22 protein-coding genes and 1 pseudogene are annotated in these 21,108 nt (G+C 72.3%); 8 read left to right on the top strand and 15 right to left on the bottom strand.

Going from position 1 to position 21,108, the window contains the following annotated elements; translation table 11 throughout:
- Nucleotides 1-60: 60 nt before the first annotated feature.
- Together GA0070611_RS31050 and GA0070611_RS09165 are read right to left on the bottom strand one after the other, a co-directional pair.
- Entirely contained in the window at nt 61-231 is a 171-nt protein-coding gene (locus GA0070611_RS31050; protein ID WP_157740277.1) for a hypothetical protein, read from the bottom strand.
- Between the two features lie 126 nt (nt 232-357).
- Nucleotides 358-1,227: a PAC2 family protein gene (locus tag GA0070611_RS09165; protein ID WP_091672700.1), complete on the bottom strand. Its 870-nt coding sequence runs from the start codon at nt 1,225-1,227 to the stop codon at nt 358-360.
- A 311-nt stretch (nt 1,228-1,538) separates the two neighbouring features.
- Between GA0070611_RS09165 and metH the strand changes: the two genes are divergently transcribed.
- Both metH and GA0070611_RS31480 read left to right on the top strand, forming a co-directional pair.
- A complete protein-coding gene (metH, locus tag GA0070611_RS09160) occupies nt 1,539-5,054 on the top strand; it encodes a methionine synthase (RefSeq protein WP_197675890.1) in 3,516 nt (1,171 codons plus the stop codon).
- Between the two features lie 307 nt (nt 5,055-5,361).
- Complete coding sequence (locus GA0070611_RS31480) at nt 5,362-5,619, top strand: NUDIX domain-containing protein (protein WP_231921382.1); 258 nt, start codon at nt 5,362-5,364, stop codon at nt 5,617-5,619.
- 217 nt (nt 5,620-5,836) lie between these two features.
- Here GA0070611_RS31480 and GA0070611_RS09150 read toward each other — a convergent pair whose 3' ends face one another.
- From GA0070611_RS09150 to GA0070611_RS09140, 3 genes and pseudogenes are all read right to left on the bottom strand, one after another.
- Complete coding sequence (locus GA0070611_RS09150; protein ID WP_157740276.1) at nt 5,837-6,466, bottom strand: hypothetical protein; 630 nt, start codon at nt 6,464-6,466, stop codon at nt 5,837-5,839.
- 266 nt (nt 6,467-6,732) lie between these two features.
- Nucleotides 6,733-7,583 (bottom strand): annotated as a pseudogene (locus GA0070611_RS09145) (IS5 family transposase).
- 41 nt (nt 7,584-7,624) lie between these two features.
- Entirely contained in the window at nt 7,625-8,101 is a 477-nt protein-coding gene (locus tag GA0070611_RS09140) for a DUF1877 family protein (protein ID WP_157740275.1), read from the bottom strand.
- Nucleotides 8,102-8,222: 121 nt separating this feature from the next.
- Between GA0070611_RS09140 and GA0070611_RS31045 the strand changes: the two genes are divergently transcribed.
- Nucleotides 8,223-8,630, top strand: a complete 408-nt coding sequence (locus GA0070611_RS31045; protein WP_157740274.1) for a hypothetical protein — start codon at nt 8,223-8,225, stop codon at nt 8,628-8,630.
- Between the two features lie 234 nt (nt 8,631-8,864).
- On the opposite strand, the gene GA0070611_RS09130 is transcribed toward GA0070611_RS31045, so the two are convergent.
- From GA0070611_RS09130 to GA0070611_RS09110, 5 genes are all read right to left on the bottom strand, one after another.
- A complete protein-coding gene (locus GA0070611_RS09130; protein WP_091660807.1) occupies nt 8,865-9,158 on the bottom strand; it encodes a DUF1330 domain-containing protein in 294 nt (97 codons plus the stop codon).
- Nucleotides 9,159-9,251: 93 nt separating this feature from the next.
- Nucleotides 9,252-9,701 (bottom strand): GyrI-like domain-containing protein, encoded by a 450-nt coding sequence (locus GA0070611_RS09125; protein ID WP_091660804.1) that lies wholly within the window; start codon nt 9,699-9,701, stop codon nt 9,252-9,254.
- 160 nt (nt 9,702-9,861) lie between these two features.
- On the bottom strand, nt 9,862-10,599 hold the full coding sequence (locus GA0070611_RS09120) for a hypothetical protein (RefSeq protein ID WP_157740273.1): 738 nt from the start codon (nt 10,597-10,599) through the stop codon (nt 9,862-9,864).
- A 270-nt stretch (nt 10,600-10,869) separates the two neighbouring features.
- Nucleotides 10,870-11,346, bottom strand: coding sequence for a DUF4279 domain-containing protein (locus GA0070611_RS09115; RefSeq protein WP_091660795.1), 477 nt, complete (start codon nt 11,344-11,346; stop codon nt 10,870-10,872).
- A gap of 73 nt (nt 11,347-11,419) precedes the next feature.
- On the bottom strand, nt 11,420-11,857 hold the full coding sequence (locus GA0070611_RS09110) for a hypothetical protein (protein WP_091660792.1): 438 nt from the start codon (nt 11,855-11,857) through the stop codon (nt 11,420-11,422).
- Nucleotides 11,858-12,089: 232 nt separating this feature from the next.
- Here GA0070611_RS09110 and GA0070611_RS09105 point away from each other — a divergent pair, with 232 nt between their 5' ends.
- Nucleotides 12,090-13,031 carry a phosphotransferase enzyme family protein gene (locus GA0070611_RS09105; RefSeq protein ID WP_157740272.1) on the top strand — a complete coding sequence of 314 codons (942 nt, stop codon included), beginning with the start codon at nt 12,090-12,092 and terminating at the stop codon, nt 13,029-13,031.
- A 53-nt stretch (nt 13,032-13,084) separates the two neighbouring features.
- On the opposite strand, the gene GA0070611_RS09100 is transcribed toward GA0070611_RS09105, so the two are convergent.
- A complete protein-coding gene (locus tag GA0070611_RS09100; protein ID WP_091660786.1) occupies nt 13,085-13,744 on the bottom strand; it encodes an HNH endonuclease family protein in 660 nt (219 codons plus the stop codon).
- 209 nt (nt 13,745-13,953) lie between these two features.
- Here GA0070611_RS09100 and GA0070611_RS09095 point away from each other — a divergent pair, with 209 nt between their 5' ends.
- The gene (locus tag GA0070611_RS09095) at nt 13,954-14,133 is read left to right on the top strand and encodes a hypothetical protein (protein ID WP_091660783.1); all 180 of its coding nucleotides are present in this window, start codon (nt 13,954-13,956) and stop codon (nt 14,131-14,133) included.
- An 80-nt stretch (nt 14,134-14,213) separates the two neighbouring features.
- Nucleotides 14,214-14,591, top strand: a complete 378-nt coding sequence (locus GA0070611_RS09090) for a C40 family peptidase (RefSeq protein ID WP_197675889.1) — start codon at nt 14,214-14,216, stop codon at nt 14,589-14,591.
- A 25-nt stretch (nt 14,592-14,616) separates the two neighbouring features.
- Here the strand turns inward: GA0070611_RS09090 and GA0070611_RS09085 are convergent, their stop codons facing one another.
- Together GA0070611_RS09085 and GA0070611_RS09080 are read right to left on the bottom strand one after the other, a co-directional pair.
- On the bottom strand, nt 14,617-15,426 hold the full coding sequence (locus GA0070611_RS09085) for a class I SAM-dependent methyltransferase (RefSeq protein WP_091660776.1): 810 nt from the start codon (nt 15,424-15,426) through the stop codon (nt 14,617-14,619).
- A gap of 17 nt (nt 15,427-15,443) precedes the next feature.
- Nucleotides 15,444-15,860, bottom strand: coding sequence for a hypothetical protein (locus tag GA0070611_RS09080; RefSeq protein ID WP_157740271.1), 417 nt, complete (start codon nt 15,858-15,860; stop codon nt 15,444-15,446).
- A 170-nt stretch (nt 15,861-16,030) separates the two neighbouring features.
- On the opposite strand from GA0070611_RS09080, the gene GA0070611_RS09075 reads away from it, so the two are divergent.
- Both GA0070611_RS09075 and GA0070611_RS09070 read left to right on the top strand, forming a co-directional pair.
- On the top strand, nt 16,031-16,795 hold the full coding sequence (locus GA0070611_RS09075) for a neutral zinc metallopeptidase (protein ID WP_091660770.1): 765 nt from the start codon (nt 16,031-16,033) through the stop codon (nt 16,793-16,795).
- Nucleotides 16,796-16,908: 113 nt separating this feature from the next.
- Nucleotides 16,909-17,556, top strand: coding sequence for an HAD family hydrolase (locus tag GA0070611_RS09070; RefSeq protein ID WP_091660768.1), 648 nt, complete (start codon nt 16,909-16,911; stop codon nt 17,554-17,556).
- 49 nt (nt 17,557-17,605) lie between these two features.
- Here GA0070611_RS09070 and GA0070611_RS09065 read toward each other — a convergent pair whose 3' ends face one another.
- Nucleotides 17,606-20,158 carry an ABC transporter permease gene (locus tag GA0070611_RS09065; protein WP_091660766.1) on the bottom strand — a complete coding sequence of 851 codons (2,553 nt, stop codon included), beginning with the start codon at nt 20,156-20,158 and terminating at the stop codon, nt 17,606-17,608.
- Nucleotides 20,158-20,925 carry an ABC transporter ATP-binding protein gene (locus GA0070611_RS09060; RefSeq protein ID WP_091660763.1) on the bottom strand — a complete coding sequence of 256 codons (768 nt, stop codon included), beginning with the start codon at nt 20,923-20,925 and terminating at the stop codon, nt 20,158-20,160. The genes GA0070611_RS09065 and GA0070611_RS09060 overlap by 1 nt, the downstream gene beginning before the upstream one ends.
- Between the last annotated feature and the right edge of the window lie 183 nt (nt 20,926-21,108).

Here is a 21,108-nt window from a genome sequence, read left to right as displayed (position 1 = left end):
TAGCGGGTGTGTCGAGGGAAGCGCGACACGAGCCGATCTCCGGATTCCGGACGTGCGGGGTCAGCGCGGACTGCGACGGCAGCCGTCGAGGCGGCCTGGCCGGGCGCCCAGGTCGCCGGCCCGCCACCGGTCGGCCCAGGTCTGCACCGCGCCGAGGGCCGGGGCGAGCGCCTGGCCCTTCTCGGTGGGTCGGTAGCTGATCTGCTCGGCGTCGTCCTCGCGGCGCACCACGCCCTCAGGAGCAGCGCCTCGCCGCCGGGGTCGACGGTCTGGTGCTGGCCGCCTGACCGGCGCCGGGGCGGACATGACGAGAGGCCGGGTCCCGGTGGGGGACCCGGCCTCTCGTCGGAAGCGGAGTTACCAGGAGCCGGCGGTCGGACCGGCGGAGCCGCCCCGGCGGCGCAGGTACTTCTCGAACTCCTGGGCGATCTCGTCGCCGGTCAACGGGGTGATGCCGGCGTCGCCGACCCGTTCCTCCAGCTCGCGGACGTACTCACCGAGCTCGGCGTCCTGCTCGGCGGCGCTGCGCACCCGCTGCTCCCACTCGGCGGCTTCCTCGGCGAGGTCGGCCATCGGCACCGGCAGGTCGAGCACCTCCTCGACCCGGTGCAGCAGGGCGAGGGTGGCCTTGGGGCAGGGCGGATTGTTGGCGTAGTGCGGCACGTGCACCCAGAACGACACCGCGTCGACCTCGGCCCGGGTGCAGGCGTCGTGCAGCACCCCGACGATGCCCGTCGGGCCGTCGTAGCGGGTCGGGGTGAGCTGGTAGCGCTTGGCCGCGTCGGCGTCCGACGCGCTGCCGCTGATCGGCAGCGGCCGGGTGTAGGGCACGTCGGCCAGCAGCGCGCCGAGCAGCACCACCCGCTCGACCTCCAGGCTGTGGCAGATCTCCAGCACCTGCTCGCAGAAGGTGCGCCAGCGCATGCTCGGCTCGATGCCCCGGATCAGCACCACGTCCCGCTCGGTGCCCTCCGGGCTGGCCACCATGAAGCGGGTGGTGGGCCACTCCACCCGTCGGGTCTCGCCCTCGGCCATCGTGATGGTCGGGCGGCTCACCTGGAAGTCGTAGAAGTCCTCCGGGTCCAGCTCGGTCACCTCCCGGGCCTGCCAGACCTGCTCCAGGTGCTCCACGGCGGCGGTGGAGGCGTCCGCGGCGTCGTTCCAGCCCTCGAAGGCCGCGATGGCCACCGGCGACCGGAGCACCGGCAGCCCGTCGAACTCGGTCACGCCGTCACCCACCCTGCTCGCCGGCAGCGGCGCCGGGTCGCTGCCGTACCGTGCGCCCCGCCTGCGACGACTCCCGCCCGGCGCGGCGCGGGCCGCGCCCCGGTCGGGAACCGTCGCACGGTCGCGTCCCTGATGTCCTTCACGTCCGTCAGCCTACGTGCCGGCGTGGGATGCGGCCCGTCGGCCGCGCCGGTCCGCCCGGGGGACCACCGTGGCGAAAGGGACGAAAGGGTACGGTGATCCGGCTGACAGTATGTGGGAACCGGCCCGTGCCACGACCGCGCTCCGAGTCGCCGCACTAACCTGGCCCTGTGCGGACTTCGTTGCTCGACGTGCTGGCCGACCGGATCCTCATCGCCGACGGGGCGATGGGCACCATGCTCCACGCCGCCGACCTGACCCTCGACGACTACGACGGTCTCGAGGGATGCAGCGAGATCCTCAACGTCACCCGGCCCGACGTGGTCCGCGGCGTGCACGACGCCTACCTGGCCGCCGGCGCGGACTGCGTCGAGACCAACACCTTCGGCGCCAACCTGCCGAACCTCGCCGAGTACGGCATCGCCGGGCGGATCCGGGAGCTCTCCGAGGCCGGCGCGCGGCTCGCCCGGGAGGCCGCCGACGCGTACGCCACCGAGGCGCAGCCGCGCTTCGTGCTCGGCTCGATGGGGCCGGGCACCAAGCTGCCCACCCTCGGCCACGCCACGTACGCCTCGCTGCGCGACGCGTACCGGGAGAACGCGGCCGGCCTGATCGCCGGTGGGGCGGACGCGCTGATCATCGAGACCTGTCAGGACCTGCTCCAGGTGAAGGCCGCGGTGGTCGGGTCGAAGCGGGCCCGCGCCGAGTTGGGCCTCGACGTGCCGATCATCTGCCAGGTCGCCATGGAGACCACCGGGACCATGCTGCTGGGCAGCGAGATCGGCGCCGCGCTGACCGCGATCGAGCCGCTCGGCGTCGACCTGGTCGGGCTCAACTGCTCGACCGGCCCGGCCGAGATGGGCGAGCACCTGCGCTACCTGGCCCGCCACTCGCGGATCCCGATCTCGGTGATGCCGAACGCCGGCCTGCCGGTGCTGACCGCCGACGGGGCGTACTTCCCGCTGACCCCGGTGGAGCTGGCCGACGCCCTGGAGCGGTTCGTCGCCGACTATGGCGTCGCCCTGGTCGGCGGTTGCTGCGGCACCACCCCGGAGCACATCCGGGTGCTGGTGGAGCGGCTGCGCGGCACCCGGCCGGTGGCCCGCGAGCCGCGCCCGGAGGCCGGCGTCTCCTCGATCTACCACCCGGTCCCGTTCGCCCAGGACGCCAGCGTCCTGATGGTGGGGGAGCGGACCAACGCCAACGGCTCCAAGGCGTTCCGCGAGGCGATGCTCGCCGCCGACTGGCAGTCCTGCGTGGAGATCGCCCGCAGCCAGGCCCGGGACGGCTCGCACCTGCTCGACCTCTGCGTCGACTACGTGGGCCGCGACGGCACCACCGACATGCGCGAGCTGGCCGGCCGGTTCGCCACCGCCTCCACCCTGCCGATCATGCTGGACTCCACCGAGCCGGCCGTGGTCGAGGCGGGGCTGGAGATGCTCGGCGGCCGCTGCGTGGTCAACTCGGTCAACTTCGAGGACGGCGACGGCCCCGACTCCCGTTACGCCCGGGTGATGCCGGTGGTCAAGGAGCACGGCGCGGCCGTGGTCGCCCTGCTCATCGACGAGGAGGGCCAGGCCCGTACCCGGGAGTGGAAGGTACGCGTCGCGGCCCGCCTGATCGACGACCTGACCGGCCGGTGGGGGATGCGCCGGGAGGACATCCTCATCGACGCGCTGACCTTCCCGATCGCCACCGGCCAGGAGGAGACCCGCCGCGACGGCATCGAGACGATCGAGGCGATCCGGGAGATCGCGGCCCGCTACCCGGGGGTCAACTTCACCCTCGGCATCTCCAACGTCTCCTTCGGCCTCAACCCGGCCGCCCGCCAGGTGCTCAACTCCGTCTTCCTGCACGAGTGCCGCGAGGCCGGGCTGACCTCGGCGATCGTGCACGCCAGCAAGATCCTTCCGATGGCGCGGATCCCCGACGAGCAGCGCGAGGTCGCGCTCGACCTGGTCTACGACCGCCGCCGTGAGGGGTACGACCCGGTGCAGCGGTTCATCGAGGCCTTCGAGGGCGTCGACGCCGCCTCCGCCCGGGCCACCCGGGCCGAGGAACTGGCCGCGCTGCCACTGGACGAGCGGCTCAAGCGGCGGATCATCGACGGCGAGCGCAACGGCCTCGAAGCCGACCTGGACACCGCGATGGCCGAGGGGCGTGCCCCGCTTTCGATCATCAACGACCTGCTGCTGGACGGCATGAAGGTGGTCGGCGAGCTGTTCGGCTCCGGGCAGATGCAGCTGCCGTTCGTGCTCCAGTCCGCCGAGGTGATGAAGACCGCGGTGGCCTACCTGGAGCCGCACATGGAGAAGGCCGACGACGGCGGCAAGGGGCGCATCGTGCTCGCCACCGTCAAGGGCGACGTGCACGACATCGGCAAGAACCTGGTCGACATCATCCTGTCCAACAACGGCTACGAGGTCGTCAACATCGGCATCAAGCAGCCGATCGCCGCGATCCTGGACGCCGCCGAGGAGCACCGCGCCGACGCGATCGGCATGTCCGGGCTGCTGGTCAAGAGCACCGTCATCATGAAGGAGAACCTGGCCGAGATGGCAACCCGCGGGGTGGCCGAGCGCTGGCCGGTGCTGCTCGGCGGGGCGGCGCTGACCCGCGCGTACGTCGAGGACGACCTGCGGTCGATCTTCCCCGGCCAGGTGCACTACGCCCGCGACGCGTTCGAGGGGCTGTCCCTGATGGACCGGGTGATGACGGCCAAGCGGGGCGGCGCGCCGCTGGTCGACCCGGCGCGCGAGGCCGCCCTGGCGGCCCGCCGGGAACGCCGGGAGCGGCAGCGGGCCGTGGTCCGCGAGGCGCTGCCCGACCTCGACGACGCCTCGGTCCGCTCCGACGTGGCCACCGACGTGGCGGTGCCCACCCCGCCGTTCTTCGGCACCCGCGTGGTCAAGGGCGTGCCGCTGGCCGACTACGCGGCGCTGCTGGACGAGCGGGCCACCTTCCTCGGCCAGTGGGGGCTGCGCGGGTCGCGCGGCGGCCAGGGCCCGTCCTACGAGGAACTGGTGGAGACCGAGGGCCGGCCGCGGCTGCGGTACTGGCTGGACCGGCTCACCGCCGACCAGGTCCTGGAGGCGGCCGTGGTGTACGGCTACTTCCCGGCCTACTCCGAGGGCAACGACCTGGTGGTGCTGGACGAGAACGCCCAGTCCGAGCGGGCCCGGTTCTCCTTCCCCCGGCAGCGGCAGGAGCGCCGGCTCTGCCTGGCCGACTACTTCCGCCCCAAGGGCGACCAGCTCGACGTGGTGGCGTTGCAGCTGGTCACCGTCGGCCAGCCGATCAGCGAGTACACGGCGAAGATGTTCGCCGGCAACGAGTACCGCGACTACCTGGAGGTGCACGGCCTGTCCGTGCAGCTCACCGAGGCGCTGGCCGAGTACTGGCACCGGCGGATCCGCACCGAGCTGACCCTGCCCGGCGGCGGCACCGTCGCCGACGACGACCCGGCCGACCTGGCCGGCCTGCTGCGCACCGACTACCGGGGCTGCCGGTTCGCGTTCGGCTACCCGGCCTGCCCGGACCTGGAGGACCGGGCGAAGATCGTCGGGCTGCTGGGCGCGGAGCGGATCGGGGTGCAGCTGTCCGAGGAGTTCCAGCTCGTGCCGGAGCAGGCCACCGACGCGATCGTGGTGCACCACCCGGAGGCGAACTACTTCAACGCCAAGTGACGCCGTCACCCCTCCTGAGCTGCGCGAACACCAGTTCGAGAGAGCACCTGACCCAGGTAGGTCAGCATCTGGTCCCGTACGCGAAGCAGCCGGCCGTCGTTACCTTCCAGCAGCGCGCCAAGCTGCTGCTGGCGAGCTGAGGTGTTGGTGTGATTCTGCCTGCCATTCAGTACGGTGATGCGGTGACGTTGGCCAACGACCTATCCGCCGAGGGTGAGCCAGAGAAGGAGTTCAACCCCGGCATCGCCGGACGACTTCCACGCGGCGAGTAGCCGGCGGAGCCCTGATCCGAGACCACAGGGACCGGGTGCTCTTGGTTGTGCCGGGCTACAAGCCCTTTCTCGACATCCCCGGTGGCATTGCCGACGCCGACGAATCGCCCCTGGCCGCCTGCTGGCGGGAGGTCCGCGAGGAGATCGGTCTCGACCTCCCCATCACCCGTCTCCTCCTGGTCGATTGGATCCCCGCCCACGGGGTCTGGCCGGACGGCATCATGTTCATCTTCGACGGCGGCCAGCTCGACGAGGACCAGGCCGCAGCTCTCATGCCGACGACGCGGAGCTGACCGGGCTTCGCTTCCTCGGGTATGACGACGCCGTGCCGCTCCTGCGACCGTCCATGGCTCGGCGGGTTCAGGCAGCCCTCCGTGCGCTCGACGAGGGGCAGACGCACTACGCCGAGTTCGGCCGGTCCCAGTAAGCCCGACGACCGGCTGCCGGCATGTCCGGTCTCGGGACCTGCGTGACACATCGATATGAAGACGTGTGTCACAGTCACAGTCGCTAGTTGTCCTCGCAGACAAGCGCGACGGCCGACGCGGGGACCTGGAGCTTTCCGCTCCCCAGCGGATGCTCAACGAGATACACGTCTGGCGGCTCTTGCAGCGACCTTGTGTGCCAAGCTTCCCTGACCGTGGTGATGGACCCGGCATACTCGCCGTCAATGAGCTGCACCCGCACGCCGGGCATGTACCCGCCTAGGCCGGCGAGCGGTGGACCTACCGGGTCACGCCAGGTGGGTCCGGACTGCCGGTCCAGCACCAGCAACTCACCCGGCCGATAGTCATCGGCGTCTCGCTCTACCCGGAATCCAGCAGCTTCAAGAATTTCCGCAATCGCCGCAGTCATCGCGAACTTGACCGTCGAGGAATGCCGGATGGCGGGATGCATCTCCGAGCCGTCGCGCCGGTACGCGCCCGCTTGGAGGGCCCTGACGGCCGCGTCGCCCAAGGCGTCACTGACCATCCAATCGATCCATACTCCTGGCTCATCATCATTGCCTTGAACCGAGACACCGGTGCCAGGGAAGGTCTCCCGAGGTTCCCGAGGCAGTATGTGCAGGCCAGCGGCAACCAACTCTTGTCGGACCGCCTCGGCAAGGGCATCGGGAGCGGCGGGCTGAGGTACGGCCATGCCCATCATGATGAGCCCTGGTCGGCAAGAAGTGTCACGCAGGTCCTGAGAACGATCAGTCACGCAGGTTTCGAGACCGGACAGGGGTGTCGGGCCTCAGGACGTGCGTGACAGACCAGTCTCAGGACGTGGGTGACACGTCCGGCTAGACGATCTTGTGCCAGGGCGGCCGGCTGCGGATCGAGCCGGCTAGCACTGCTTCGAGTCGGTTCGGGTTTGCCGAACTCCAACCGTTGCCTGACGCGCTAGGCCGTGTCTTCAAAGGTTCACAACCATTGGAGTAGCGCGGCGATGGTGACGGTGGCCTGATACGACGTCGCGGTCTTGTCATAGCGGGTGGCGACGCTGCGGCACTGCTTGAGCCGGTTGAAGCAGCGTTCGACGACGTTGCGCCGCTTGTAGATCTGCTTGTCGAACACCGGTGGCCGGCCACCGCGGCTGCCTCGCCTGCGGCGGTTTGCCTGCTGGTCGGCGCGCTCCGGGATCGTGTGCCCGATGCCTCGCCGGCGTAGGTCGGCGCGGATGGCCTTGGAGCTGTAGCCCTTGTCGGCGATGACGTGGTCCGGACGGACGCGGGGCCGGCCGGGACCCGAACGCTCGACACGGATGCCGGCGAGGACCTGGGTGAAACGGGTGCAGTCGTTGACGTTGCCGCCGGAGAGCACGAACGCAAGGGTCCGGCCCAGGCCGTCGCAGGCGAGGTGAATCTTGGTGGTCAGTCCACCTCGAGATCGACCGAGGGCGTGATCTTGTGGTTCGTCCGATTCCCGGCGCCCCCTTTAGCGCCGGCGGCGTGCTGGTGGGCCCGCACGATGGTCGAGTCGACCGATACCAGCCAGTCGATATCCCCTGCCGCATCCGCGTCGGCCTGGACCCCGGCGAGCATCCGCTCGAACGTGCCATCGAGGGCCCACCTGCGGAAACGGGTGTAGATCGACTGCCAGGACCCGTACCGGGCCGGCACATCACGCCACGCCGCACCGGCCCGGATCTTCCACACGATCCCGTTGAGCATCCGCCGGTCATCGACCCGAGGCCGACCACCCGTCACCGCCGACGGCAGATACCTCGACAGCGCTTCCCACTCGACGTCAGACAACTCGTAGCGACGACCCACGCCCTACATCATCCGACACCGAGATCCTTTGAAGACACTGCCTAGTACCGAAAGGCTTTGATGACGGCATGTCCGGCTTGCGCGGCCCGCTGGTAGAAGGTGCGCAGGTCGTTGTGGTAGTCGAGGAAGGTGCTCCGGTTCTCGTCTTCCCACCCGTCGTGCGTCCCCGCGATCTCCCAGCGTTCGTCGAACGAAACGGTCCGGAGGAACTCCGCTACCCCGCGTACCTCGGCCGGGTTCAGGATGACGAACGGCGGTTGGTCCTTTGTTGGGCTGTGTACGTGACGGCCGCCGAAGATCGGCAGAGTGCTGGCGGCACTTGTAGCGTCGCCTCGGTCCACGCCCTTGGTGTAGAGCTCGTCGACGCGGCCGAAGTCCTTATCGATGGAATCGGCGATGCCCGCCGCGTACTCCTCCGGGTGCGCCTCCCAGGCGACCCACATGAAGTCACGCAGCGACGAGTAGTCCTCTGGGACGTCGTTGGGGGCCGTGGCCCGCAGGTGCATGTGGAAGCTCACCGGGCTGCTGCTCCTTGCCTTGGCCGCTGGGACGGGCGAGTGGACCGGCTGCTCTGTCCGCTGCCCGTCGCCCGGGCTCCGGTTCACGGGCTTTGAATCTAGCGATGGCCTTGGTGGTGGGTTGAGCGACCTCGGTGATCAGCTGGTTGCCGTCGTGGACGCGGAAGGTGGTGTCGGCGACTTCGGCGGTGAGGGTGCGGCCGGCGTGGGCGATGCCGACGTGGATGCGTTGACCGGCAATGACCAGGGATCCTCGGCAGCCGACGCGGCGTTCGACCTGGAGCGGCTGGGACGCGGGCTGCGGTGGCGGTCCGGCGGGTTGGCCGTCGTCGGCGAGGAGCTGGCGCAAATGCGCCGGGGTGAGGCGGGACGGGACGGTCTTGAGTCGGACGCCGTTGATGAGCAGGTGAACGACGGTGGCGTCGATCCAGAGGGTGACCGGAAGTCCGGCGCGGGCGGGGCTGAGCCAGAACTGTTGCCCGCAGCGGTGAGTTCGCCCGAGGCGGGAACGAGGCGGCCCACGCCGTGAGCGGGCATTCCGCTGGCGACAATGCCGACGGTGGAGGCCCGGAAGAGCCTGAGGAAGCGCTCGTAGCTCTCCGGGGTCCGGGTCTCCACGTGTTCCGACATGACTTCGGACAGGGGGGTTTCGCTCACCCGGCGGACGGTAGCCTGACCGCCAGGGGTCCCCAGAGGCAGGCTGTCGAGGGACAGCGCCCTGCGACAAGCGGTTACCTCGCAGACGTTGGCGTGGTCGCCCCGGTCAGTCGACGCCTTCGATGATGCGGAAGTCGCGTTCGACGCCGTCCGAGAGGGCGGCCAGCGCCTTCTGGTAGGCCTCGCTCTCGTGGGCCGCGACGGCCTGTTCGAAGCTGTCGAACTCGATCAGGAGAGTGCGCCCGGCGATCCCGGCGTCGTGTGCGACGACCCGGTCGCCGCGGGAGAGGACCCGACCGCCGCCGGCCCGGACGGCGGGACCGGCCAACTCGTTGTAGGCGGCCAGCTTCTCCGGGTCCGTGATGGCACGGTACGCGCTGACCCAGTAGCCCTTGGCCACGGAACCTCCAGTGTGTCGGCTGTCTGGACGGGGGTGACAGGTTCGTCGCAGCCGGGCGTCGCACGTCCGGCCGGACGATCATCTCCGCACAGGTTACGGCTGGCCGGTCGGAGGTGGGGCGTCGATTCGGAGTTCGCCCCGGACCGGCATCAGCAGGTCGATCCGGTCGTGGCGGCGGTAGTACTCGATGCTGGGGCGGGTGTCGTCCCGGTCGCCCGAGCGTCGCAACTGCGCGAAGGTCGGAGTGAGCAGGGCATAGGCGGCGGGTTGGGGACCACGCACGATCGCCCTCAGGTACCGCCCTCCCGGAACGGTGCCCGATCGGAGACCGAGCCGGTCGGGATCGTCGCCGGCTCGCACCTGCACGCAGCACCGATAGCTGCCGGAGTCGTCGAACACGCCGAGGAACGTCCGTCCGCGCAGTGAGCCGAGGACGGTCTCCAGGTGGTCCCAGGCGGGCCCGATCTCGTCGGACCCGTCCCTGGCGGCCACGAACATGACCGGCGTCTCGGCCCGCTCGACGCGTCTGACCGGTAGCTCCATCCGTAGCCTTTCGCCGGCGTGCTCCGTGCCGTACCGAAGCTACCCGAGGCCACCGACATGGCGTGTCCGCGAATGGAGACGCCGACGGTGCCGCTGCCGCTCGGCCGTGCGACGCCACGTGTCGCCCGCCGGGGCGCCGACCACCCGACGGAGCATTCGGCTACGGCTGACGCCGGGCGACGTCGAGCACCTCGGACAGTTGCTCGCTGTCCAGTCGCCGGGCGTCCCAGGCCAGTCGGGCGAGCTCGACGTGGTCGCGATGCCGGCGTGGCGCGGTGGCCGCGGGAACTCCGGCGACGGCGGCCAGGTCGTCTTCAGGGATGCCCAGGACGGTGGCGAACGCGGTCACGTACCGGGGCGTCAGGCGGGTACGGCCGGGCCCCAGCATGGCCATGGTGGAGTGCGACACCACCGGCCCGTCGCCGATCAGGTACAACACCTTCGGGCTGTAGGGCCCGATGTTCCGGTTCCGCAGCAGCCGCAACAGCATCTCGCCGGGACCCGGCGGGTAGCTGTGGCGTGGCGCTACGGGGGGCCACGCCGGCGGATGCCCGGGCAGCGACCGGACGAACTCGCGCAGCCGGCGTAACGACCGCGGTGTCAGCCGGGCCGCCTCCTCCAGCACCGTCCCGACGTGCCACGGCCCGGTGTCGCCGGCCGCCGCCAGGTCCTGCGGAACGTCGAGCCCGGCGACCACGAAGAGATCCGCGGTGTGCAACCCGAGCGGCGGCGCCAGCCGTCGAAGCAACGAAGGACCGGCCGCGCCACCGGCCAGCACGGCATCGAGTTCCGACCGCCGGGCACCCGCCCCCGTGGCCGCCTCCGCCCATCGATGCGCCAGCAGCCGCGCCAGCGCCGTTCCGCTTCCGGACGCCACCATCGCGGTCAGCCCAGCCATCGACGGGCGTGGAACCGCATGCCGGCACCTGCCGGAGTGGGTACCTTGATTCGCCGCGATCGGGGCGGTGGAGTCAGGACCGGTCGTGATGGCTCCCGAGGGGCGACCGCGTCCGCCGCGCGGACCAGGACGGCCCGCACTGGTCGGCCGGATCGCCGCCTGCTCACATCCGCCACCGCCGAGACCAGCTTCGCGTCCCGCGTCCGTGCCGACCTCGCCTCCGCCGCCCGCTCCGGCCTCGACCGGCCAGCCGACCGGGCAGGCCGCGCCTCACTCATAGCCGTACTCGTCCACGTCCAGCTCGGCTCCGGTGTCGTGCAGGAATTCCAGCACCCGACGGTCGAGGTGCCAGCCGAGAAGTTGGTGTTGGCCGGGCAGGCGGACCAGGTCCGTGTCGTCCGGCTGGGGACTCTCCGCTTCGCCCTCGTCGTCATTGAGGTAGCGCACCACCTGGAGTTGGGCGGTCACGCCCGCTCCTTGCCCGTCATCGCTCTCCGCGACCAGGGCCGCGATCTGACCGGTGACGGGCTCGAGCCGGTCGATGACGCGGTCGATCTGCTCGTCGACCCGCAGGCCGCCATCGCGGCAGACGATCTTCCAGGCGTGGACCGCCGGCAGGGGAGGGTGCTGCCTCCTGCTGCCCCTGACCAGGATCTCGTCGGGCGTCATACCCAACCGCGTTGTCATCGCCTCGGCCGGTACGTGCTCCGAGCGCAACGAGAAGTACACGTACTGACGTACCCGCATGGTTGGAGAGCATGGCAGCCCACGGCTGCGCGTCTCCGGCCGGCGCACGCCCTCGCGCTGTGCCGGCGGAACGCTAGCCGGCGGCCGACCGGTCCCGCGTGATCCGGCGCGCCTCGAAGACCATGGGGACGAGGCACCCCAGGAACAGCAGGAACAGGGCCAGCACGGCGAGCACGCCCCACCCGTCGTCACCGGTGTACGCCAGGGCCGGGAACATGGCCGCGAAGGCCAGGAGTGCGGCGACCAGCCAGCCGACGAAGACGCGTCGCGAGCCCGCCCGCTGGAGCCGGCGACGCCGCTGGACGGATCGCCCGACCAGGACGGCCAACCGCAGCAGCAGAATCGTCGGCACCGCCGTGTAGGCCGTCCGGGCGGCATCCCACCAGCCGACGGCGTGGCACGCGGCAGCGGCCACCAGGTTGAGGCCGGCCAGGAACAGGGTGCCGAACCAGGAGTCGAACCAGCCGTCGGTCTCGTTCCCACCCTCGGCCGGGTCGGTCGCGACGTCCATGGTCCCCCGATCCCTGTCGGAGCATGTCGATCGTTACTGCTGCCGCAGGTCGATCGCCCGACCGTCCCGGTGGACGGCCAGGCGTCAGTCTGCCCGGCCGGCGCAACGATCAGCAACGGCCCCGATCCGGGTGCGCGGAGCCGGTGAACTGACACTGGGCGTGAGCGGGGGCGTGTGCCACGGCGGCGATATTCACGGGCCGGACGGGAACGGACGGGCTAGCATCCCCGCCGTGATCGACCACGTCGCCGAGGACTTCGGTATCCACCTGACCTCCGTCGAAGCGATCGACGGCGGGGTGGACCGCGCCGCGCAGAACCTGCGGGGCCGCACGGAGTCGACCTCGTACGCGATCAAGTGGTCGGCCGGTGGCAGCGCCGCCGGGCTCGTGGTGCCCAGCGCGCTGGCCGAGCGGGGCGTGCGGGCGGTGGCCGCGCCGGTGCGGACCCGGGACGGCCGGCTCTGGTCCGAGCGGGGCGGACGCCGCCTGTCGGTCACCCCCTGGGTCGGTGACCGCAACGGCCTCGACGGCGGCCTGGACGAGGCCCAGTGGCGCGAGTTCGGCACGGTGCTGGCCGCGACGCACGCGCTGCCGGTCACGTCGGACCTGGCGGCCGTGCTGCCGGTCGCCGGCCACGCCGCGGACCTGGCGGCGACCCGGGCGACCGAGGCGTTGCTGCGCGACTCGCCGCCGGTCGACGCGATCGCGGCGGAGGCCAGGACGATCTGGACGGACCACGCTGCGCGCATCGCGGCCGTGGTGGACCGGGTGGCGTCGTTGGCGGTGGAGGTGACGCCGTCGACGGTGTGCCACACGGATCCGCACCTGGGCAACGTGCTGGCGGGTCCCGGGCGGATGTGGCTCATCGACTGGGACGACGCGGCGCTGTCCACGCCCGAACACGACCTGATGTTCGTGCTCGGCGGCACCTACGGCGGCGAGCACATCGGTGACCGGGAGCGGGACTGGTTCTTCGAGGGGTACGGGCCGGTGACGATCGACCCGCGCCGGCTCGCGTACTGGCGGGGCAGCCGGGGACTCGCCGACATCGCGTTCCTGGCCGGGGAGGCGTTCACCCCGGGCGACTACGGCGACACCTGGCGGGCCAGAGCGGTCCGGCTGCTGGCCGCGAACCTGGGACCGGACGGACTGATCACGCGGGCGCTGGCCTGATCGGCGCCGACGTCCGTCGGCCCGCCGAGGTGGCGGGCCGGCGACACCGCGGGTCAGTACGCGTAGCTGACCGAGACGGTCGCGCTGGGGCAGTTGTTCGCCCAGCTGGTCAGCGCGCTCCTCTCCGCGCTGTCCACGGTCAGCCGCCAGCGGATCTTCACGGCGACCCACTCGCCGACGTAGCGGCAGCGGGCGGCGGCGTACGGGGGCAGCCAGGTGGCCGGGTCCTGGTCGCCCTTGGCCTGGTTGACGTTGTCGGTGACGGCGGCCAGCGCGCGGGCGTCGCCGAGGTCGTTGGCGTACGCCTGACGGCGGCTGGTGGTCCAGGAGCGTGCCCCGGAGTCCCAGGCCTCGGCGAGCGGCACCATGTGGTCGATGTCCAGGTCGCCGGTGAGCGTCCAGTAGGCGTTGTCGTAGTAGGAGTACCAGCGGCCGCCGGAGAGGGTGCAGGTGCCGCTGACCGTGGGGGCGGAGACGGCCTCGGCGAGCAGGACCTCGTTGCGGGTGGAGCAGCCGTCGCCGTCGGCGTCGATCCAGTGCGGGAAGAGGTCACGGCTGTAGCCGGTGCGGACCTCGGTGGCGACGGGCAGGCCGGCTACGGCGGTGGTCAGCGAGGCGGAGTAGCCGGCGGCCCGGGCCGGTTGGTGCAGGCCGAGGGTGGCGGCGAGGACCGCGGCGAGGCTGATGGCCGTGGCGCGCAGGGTGCGGGTCATGGTGCTCCGTCCGAGGCGGGAATGATCGCACCCGTATTGATCAGGATGAAAGTAACGGTCTGGATCAATTTCGGTGAACGCCGGTTGAGCGCTCGGCGTACCCCTGTGTCGACCCCGTCTCCAACCCCTCTCCGGTTCGTTGGCCCAAACTGGGGTATGCGCATCACGACATCGGGGTGAGCATGAGGGGACGAGGAGAGGGGGCGGAGATGATCGACGACATCGCGTCGCAGGTTCCGCCGGACCGAGCGATGGTGGTGCGGGCACCGGCCGTCGTGCGTTCCGTCGAGCCGCCGAGCAGCCTGGACCTGTGGGCCCGGGCGCTGCTGATGCACCGCTGCTTCGGCGAGGACGACGCCGAGCCGAACATTCTGCGCGGCCTGGACTGAGCCCGACCGGCGAGCGGCCGGCGCACCCGGGGCCGGGCTGGCCCACCCCGGCCGGCGGCTGGCCGGACTGGGTGGCCACCGTGCCCTACGACGGCCGGCGGCACCCGCTGCGCGAGCCCGTCGAGCCGCCGACGGCGGGCGCCAACTGCCAGCGCTACGCCTCGGCGGTGCTGGCCCTGTTCGGGCGTGCCGTGCCGAGGCTGCGCTCCCGCGAGCTGTGGACCGACCCGCGCCTGCGTACCGTCGCCGTGCCTCGCCCGCTCGACCTGGTGCTGTTCAACCCGACCGGCGATCCGTACGGGGCGCACGTCGGGGTGGTGCTGGGCGACGACGAGGTGCTGCACCTGTGCCGGGAGGTGGGCCGCCCGGCGGTCTGGTCGTACGCCGCGTTCCGCCGCCGCCCCCGGTACCGCACCCTGCTGGGCGCCCGCCGGGTGCCCCGGGCACGGCTCGGCTGAGCCGTGGGTCTCCGGAGCGCAGGACTCAGCCGACCCGGCCGGAGCCGAGCAGCGCGGCGGTGGGCAGCGCCAGGCTGCCGTCGGCCTGCCGGTAGGCGGCGCTGAGCCGGTCGTACTCCTGCCGCAGGCGCTGCCGCGCGGCGGCCGGCGCCCGCTCCCACAGCAGCCCGACGGTGCTGATGCCGGCCGCCGGCCCCGCCCACCAGTCCTCCGGGTCGGTGTGGTGGGTCCAGGTCGGCGTCGCCGCCCGCACGTCGGTGAGCCCGGCGGCGGCCAGCAGCCCGGCGAGTCCGGCCTCGGTGCGGGGGAAGTCCCGCTCCGGCGCCAGCCGGGGCAGGTCGGTCGGGACCGGGACGCCGGCGGCGGCGACGGCCTCGCCCCAGAGCCGTTGCAACGGCGGGTGCGGGCTGGGCCAGACGGTGACCGCGACCCGGCCACCGGGCCGGATCACCCGGCGCAGCTCGGCGAGCGCGGCCGCGGGGTCGGCCACGTGGTTGAGCACGAAGTTGGCCACCACCGCGTCGAACACGCCGGCCGGATGGGGCAGGCGCGGCAGGGCGGCCTGCTGGACCCGGGCGCCGGGGGCGGTCCGCCGGGCCTCCGCCAGCATGCCGGCGTCGGCGTCGACCGCCACCACCCGCGCGCCCCGGGCCAGCGCCGCCGCCGCGACGGTGCCGGTCCCGGTGCCCGCGTCGAGCAGCCGCCGCCCGGCCGTCACCGCCGCCGCGTCCAGCAGTGCCTCCGCCGGGTACGCGCAGAGCCGGCCGAAACTGCGCCGGTACGCCGCCGCCCGCCCCGCCCACCGGGACCGCTCGTGCGCGTCGAAGTCGATCATCGCGGGAGCGTGGGTGGTCAGCGGACGGCCGCCCCGCCCGCGGCCAGGGCGTCGCGCCAGGTGCGGGTGTTCCAGGCGGCCGCGCCGTTGAAGACCATGTCCAGGAAGCCCGGCCCCTCGGCGGCCGGGGCCGGCCGACGGGCCCAGAAGTCGGCGCACTCGCGCCGCTGCTGCGGGCTCGGGTCCGGGGAGATGTCGGAGCCCCGCCCGACCAGCGCGTACCGCGTGCCCTGCACGGTCAGCAGCAGGGTGCCCAACCGGGTGAGGCGACCGCTGACCTGCCCGGCCGGCACGGCGAACAGATCCGCGCCGGCCCGGTCGCGGGCGCGCAGCCAGCCCTGGTCGAGGGTCATCAGCACCGGTACGCAGCGACGGCCGTTCCAGATGCTCCGTCGCCAGTAGACGAGGCTCGAGTGGGCCACAGGGTCAGTCACGCGATGGACTGTACCGGGGGAGCACCACAGAGATCATCTGGCCGTCGGGCGCACGTCGGTCCGGCGACGCGTGAACGATCCCGGCCGGTGGCGCGTGATCAGCGGTGGGCATCAAGACCGCGCGGTCGGGGTACTGCGCACGACACTGGGACCGAGCCGGGGAGGCAACCGTGGGGCAGCAGGCGGGACGGCGGCGTGGGGCAGCGCTGGCCGGGTTCCTGGTGGCGGCGATCGTGGCGGCCGGGTGCATGGGCGGCGGAACCGGCCAGGGCGACCCGCAGGGTGAGCCGCAGCAGCCGGAGCAGCCCCGGCGCAGCGGGCAGCCGGCGTCCCCGGGCACGGCGACCACCCGGGCGGACGGCACCACCAGCGTCGCCGAGTTCAAGAGAGACTTCAACGACGCCGTGGAGATCGCCGAACGCTACTGGACCGAACAGTTCCGGGCCTCCGGCAAGCGGTTCACCCCGATCCGGCGGGTGGTGCCGTACAGCCGGGCCGGGGAGGTGTCCTGCGGTGGGCAGGGCCTGCCCCGCAACAACGCCGTCTACTGCTCGGACGGGGACTTCATCGCCTACGACGTGAACTGGTCGGTGGCGGCGTTCCGGCAGGTCGGCGACGCGTTCCTGTTCTACCTGCTCGGGCACGAGTACGCGCACGGCGTGCAGGTCCGCCTCGGCATCCGCTACAACTTCACCATCCAGCAGGAGTTGCAGGCCGACTGCATGGCCGGGGCGTACATCGGTGACAACGTGCGGGCCAAGGTGCTCACCCTGGCCGAGGGCGACCTGGACGAGTTCCGCGAAGGGCTGCTCGCGGTCGGCGACGACCCGGACCAGCCGTGGTTCGCCGAGGGCTCGCACGGCACCGCCGAGCAGCGCACCGACTCGTTCTTCCGGGGCTACGAGAAGTCCCTGGACGCCTGCGACCTCGGCTGATGCCGCAGGTCACCTCCGGGCGGGAGGGCGCACCCGGCCCGCCGGGCGGCTGAGAGGATCGGCCGGTACGCCCACCTGAGGAGGCCCCGCTGAGCAGCAGACACCCCGCCGCCGTGCTCTTCGACATGGACGGCACCCTGGTCGACAGCGAGAAGCTGTGGGACGTCGCGTTGCAGGAGCTGGCGGCGCGCTACGGCGGTAGCCTGTCGGCGAGCGCCCGCGCCGCGGTCATCGGCACCAGCCAGGCCGACGCCATGCGGATCGTGCACGACGACCTCGGCCAGCCGCAGCGCGACTGGCGGGACAGCGCCGCCTGGATCGACGCGCGGATCCTGGAGCTGTTCCGCGGCGGGCTGCGCTGGCGGCCCGGCGCGCTCGCCCTGCTCCGCGCGGTCCGTGCGGCCGGCGTGCCGACCGCCCTGGTCACCTCCAGCACCCGGCCGCTGGTCGAGGTCGCCCTGGACACCCTCGGGCGGGACAGCTTCGACGCCGTCGTCTGCGGCGACGAGGTGGTCGCGGCCAAGCCGCACCCGGAGCCGTACCTGACCGCGGCCCGGCTGCTGGGGGTGCCGATCGCCCGGTGCGTCGCGATCGAGGACTCGCCGACCGGGGTGGCCAGCGCGCTGGCCGCCGGGGCCGCCGTGCTGGCCGTACCGGCGGAGGTGCCGCTGCCGCCCACCGACGGCGTACACCAGCTGGAGAGCCTGACCGGGGCGGACCTGGAGCTGCTCGCGGCGCTGCTCGGCGAACCGCCGGCCTGACCCGGGCCGGGGCCCCGCCGCGCGGCGGGGCCCCGGCTGCCGGGGCGGATCAGTCGTGGGCGATGGCGCCCAGCACGTTGATCCGGGCGGCGCGCACCGCGGGCAGCGCCGCGGCGATCACCCCGATGATCGCGGCCAACACCAGGAAGGTCACCATCTGCCCCCAGGGCAGGACCAGCTCGGTGAAGCCGTCGTCCTTGAGCGCCCGGATCACCGCGGCGCCCAGGCCGGTGCCGACCACTACCCCGAGCAGCGCCCCGAAGATCGAGATCACCACGGCCTCCACGGTGATCATCCACATGGTCAGCGACCGGCGCAGCCCGATCGCCCGCAGCAGGCCCAGCTCGCGGGTCCGCTCCAGCACCGACAGGGCGAGGGTGTTGATGATGCCCAGCACCGCGATCACGATGGCCAGCGCCAGCAGGATCTGGATCATCTGCAGCGGCGTGTCGAGCTGGCTGGTCTGCTGCTTGATGAACGCGCCCCGGTCGGCCACCGCCACCTCGGGACTGTCGGCCAGCAACCGCTCCACCCGGGGCTGCACGTCCGCCACCGCGGTGCCCGGGGCGAGCTGTACGTAGCCCTGGATAGGCTGCGGGATGGCGAAGTCGCGGGCCGCCTGCGCCGGCAGCATCACCGGGTTGGTGAGCTGGGAGCTGCGGTAGATGCCGCTGACCGTGTACGTGTGCGGCTCGCCCCGGGACAGCTGCACGGTGACCGTCGAGCCGACCGACAGGTTGCGGGACTTCGCCACGTCCGTGTTGATCAGCATCTGGTCGGGGCCGAGCCGGCTGATGTCACCGGCGGTCGCCTCGGCCCCGAACACCCCCTGCAGGGCGGCCGGGTTGCTGCCCGCCGCCACGTAGGTGCGGGTGCCGCCGACCGAGGCGAGGTCGCCGTACTCGCCGTCGACCAGCCGCACCCCGGGCAGCGCGGCGATCTGCTCCAGCACCGCCGGGTCGAAGCTGGCCGGCCGGGGGCCGCTACGGTCGCCGGCGATCACCAGCTCCGCCTTGATGGTGTCCTCGGCCAGCGCGGTGATGCTGCCCTTGGCCGAGTCGAGGATCACCGTCACGCCGGTGACCAGGGCGATGCCGACCATCAGCGCGGCGGCGGTGATCGCGGTGCGCCGGGGGTTGCGCCCGGAGTTGAGCCGGCCCAGCTTGCCCGGCACCGACCAGGCGAAGATCGACCCGAGCAGGGCGACCAGCGGGCGGCTGATCAGCGGGGTCAGCAGCGCCACCCCGATCAGGGCGAAGAGCACGCCGGCCAGCACCGCCCACAGCGCGTGGCCGCCGGCGCGGTCGGTGAGCCCGAGGAAGAGCAGCACCGCCCCGATCCCGGTCACCACCGTGCCGCCCACGGTCACCCGGGTCAGCGGCCGGTCCGGGGTGGCGACGTCCTGCATCGCCGCGATCGGCGGGATCCGCGAGGCCCGCAGCGCCGGCAGCAGCGCCGCCAGCACCGTGATCACCATGCCGACGGAGAACGCGGCGATCACCGCCGCGGCCGGTACGCCGATCCCCGCGATGGCCAGCCCACCGCGCTTGCCGACGATGGTCGCCAGCAGCGCGCCGACGCCGATGCCGGCGCCCAGCCCGAGCACCGAGGCGATCAGGCCCACCGCGAGCGCCTCGACGACCACCGAGCCGATGATCTGCCGGCCGCTGGCCCCGACCGCGCGCAGCAGGGCCAGCTCCCGGGTGCGCTGCGCGATGATGATCGAGAAGGTGTTCAGGATCAGGAAGGTGCCGACCAGCAGCGCCACCGCGGCGAAGCCGAGCAGGATCTTGTTGATGAAGGAGAGTCCCTCCTTCAGCCCGGCCGAGGTCTCCGCCGCCAGCTGCGCGCCGGTCTTGACCGCGTACTCCGAGCCGAGCGTGCCGGCCACCGTGTCGCGCAGCGCCGTCGCGGTGGTCCCGCCGGCGGCCCGTACGGTGACGCTGGTGAAGACGTCCGGCTTGCCGAGGATCAGCCGCTGCGCGACCGGCGTGGTGAAGGCGACCTCGTTGACGCCGCCGAGCGAGTCCCGGTCGCCGCTGTAGCCGAAGACGCCCACCAGGGTGAAGTCCTGCCGCTTCGACGACAGCGGGGTGAGCACCCCGACCCGGTCGCCCACCCGCACCTTGGCCGCCTCGGCCAGCGAGGCGTTCACCACGATCTCGGTGTCCGCCTGCGGGCCGCGCCCCTCGCGCAACGTCACCAGGTCGCTCTCGCCCAGCCAGTTCTCACCGACCTGCGGCGGCCCGAACGAGGTGACCGCCTTGCCGTTGGCGCCGATCAGGCGGGTGCCGTCGGCGTTGACCACGCCGCGGGCCTCCGCCACGCCGGGCACCGCCCGCACCCGCTCCAGCACCGAGGCGGGCACCGGGGCGGCGACCTGCTCGCCCTCGGACTCGCCGACGGCGACCTTCGGCTTCCCGGCGACGTTGACGTCGATGTCGGAGAACCCGTCGGCGAAGACCGCGTCGAACGAGCGGCCGAGGGTGTCGGTCAGCACGAACGCGCCCGAGACGAACATGACGCCCAGCACCACGGCCAGGCCGGACAGCACCAGGCGCACCTTGCGCGCCAGCAGGCTCTTGAGGGTGGCCCGGAACATCAGTTCGCCACCTCGGCCGGGGTGTCCAGCTTCTTCATGGTGTCCAGCACCGTCTCGGCGGTCGGCTCGATCAGCTCCGAGACGATCTGCCCGTCGGCGAGGAACACCACCCGGTCGGCGTACGCGGCGGCGGTCGGGTCGTGGGTGACCATGACGATGGTCTGCCCGTGCTCGCGTACCGAGTTGCGCAGGAAGTTCAGCACCTCGGCGCCGGCCCGCGAGTCCAGGTTGCCGGTCGGCTCGTCCGCGAAGATCACCTCGGGGCGGGCGACCAGCGCCCGCGCGCAGGCCACCCGCTGCTGCTGGCCGCCGGAGAGCTGCGCCGGCCGGTGCCGCAGCCGGTCGCGCAGGCCGACCGTGTCGATCACCGTGTCGTACCACTGCGGGTCCGGCTTGCGGCCGGCGATCGACAGCGGCAGCAGGATGTTCTCCTCGGCGGTGAGCGTCGGCAGCAGGTTGAACTGCTGGAAGATGAATCCCACCTTGTCCCGGCGCAGCTTGGTCAGCCCGGCGTCACCCAGGCCGGTGACCGTGGTGTCGCCGATCATCACCTCGCCCCGGGTCACCGAGTCCAGGCCGGCCATGCAGTGCATCAGGGTCGACTTGCCCGAGCCGGACGGGCCCATGATGGCGGTGAAGCGGCCCCGCTCGAACTCGCAGCTCACCCCCCGCAGCGCGTTGACCTGGGCCTCGCCCGTGCCGTACACCTTCCACACGTCGCTCGCCCGGGCCGCGGCCTGCGCCTGCCGTCCCACCGTCGCGGTCACGTCATCCACCTCTTCCGTCTGCCTGCCGATACCGCACCGCCCCCGCTGGTCGGTGCGGCCTGACCCATCCTCGCCGGGCCCGATCGAGAATCCGTCCGCCCGCGGGCGGAGCCGGCGCCGGAAATCCCGGTGGGGGTCGCCCCCTACCTCTCCTCAGGGTGGGCCCTGACGGCCCGGCGCCGC

The organism is Micromonospora auratinigra, assembly GCF_900089595.1.
In the GTDB taxonomy this organism is placed as follows: Bacteria; Actinomycetota; Actinomycetes; order Mycobacteriales; family Micromonosporaceae; genus Micromonospora; species Micromonospora auratinigra.
This window is presented reverse-complemented; position numbering and strand designations above follow the sequence as displayed.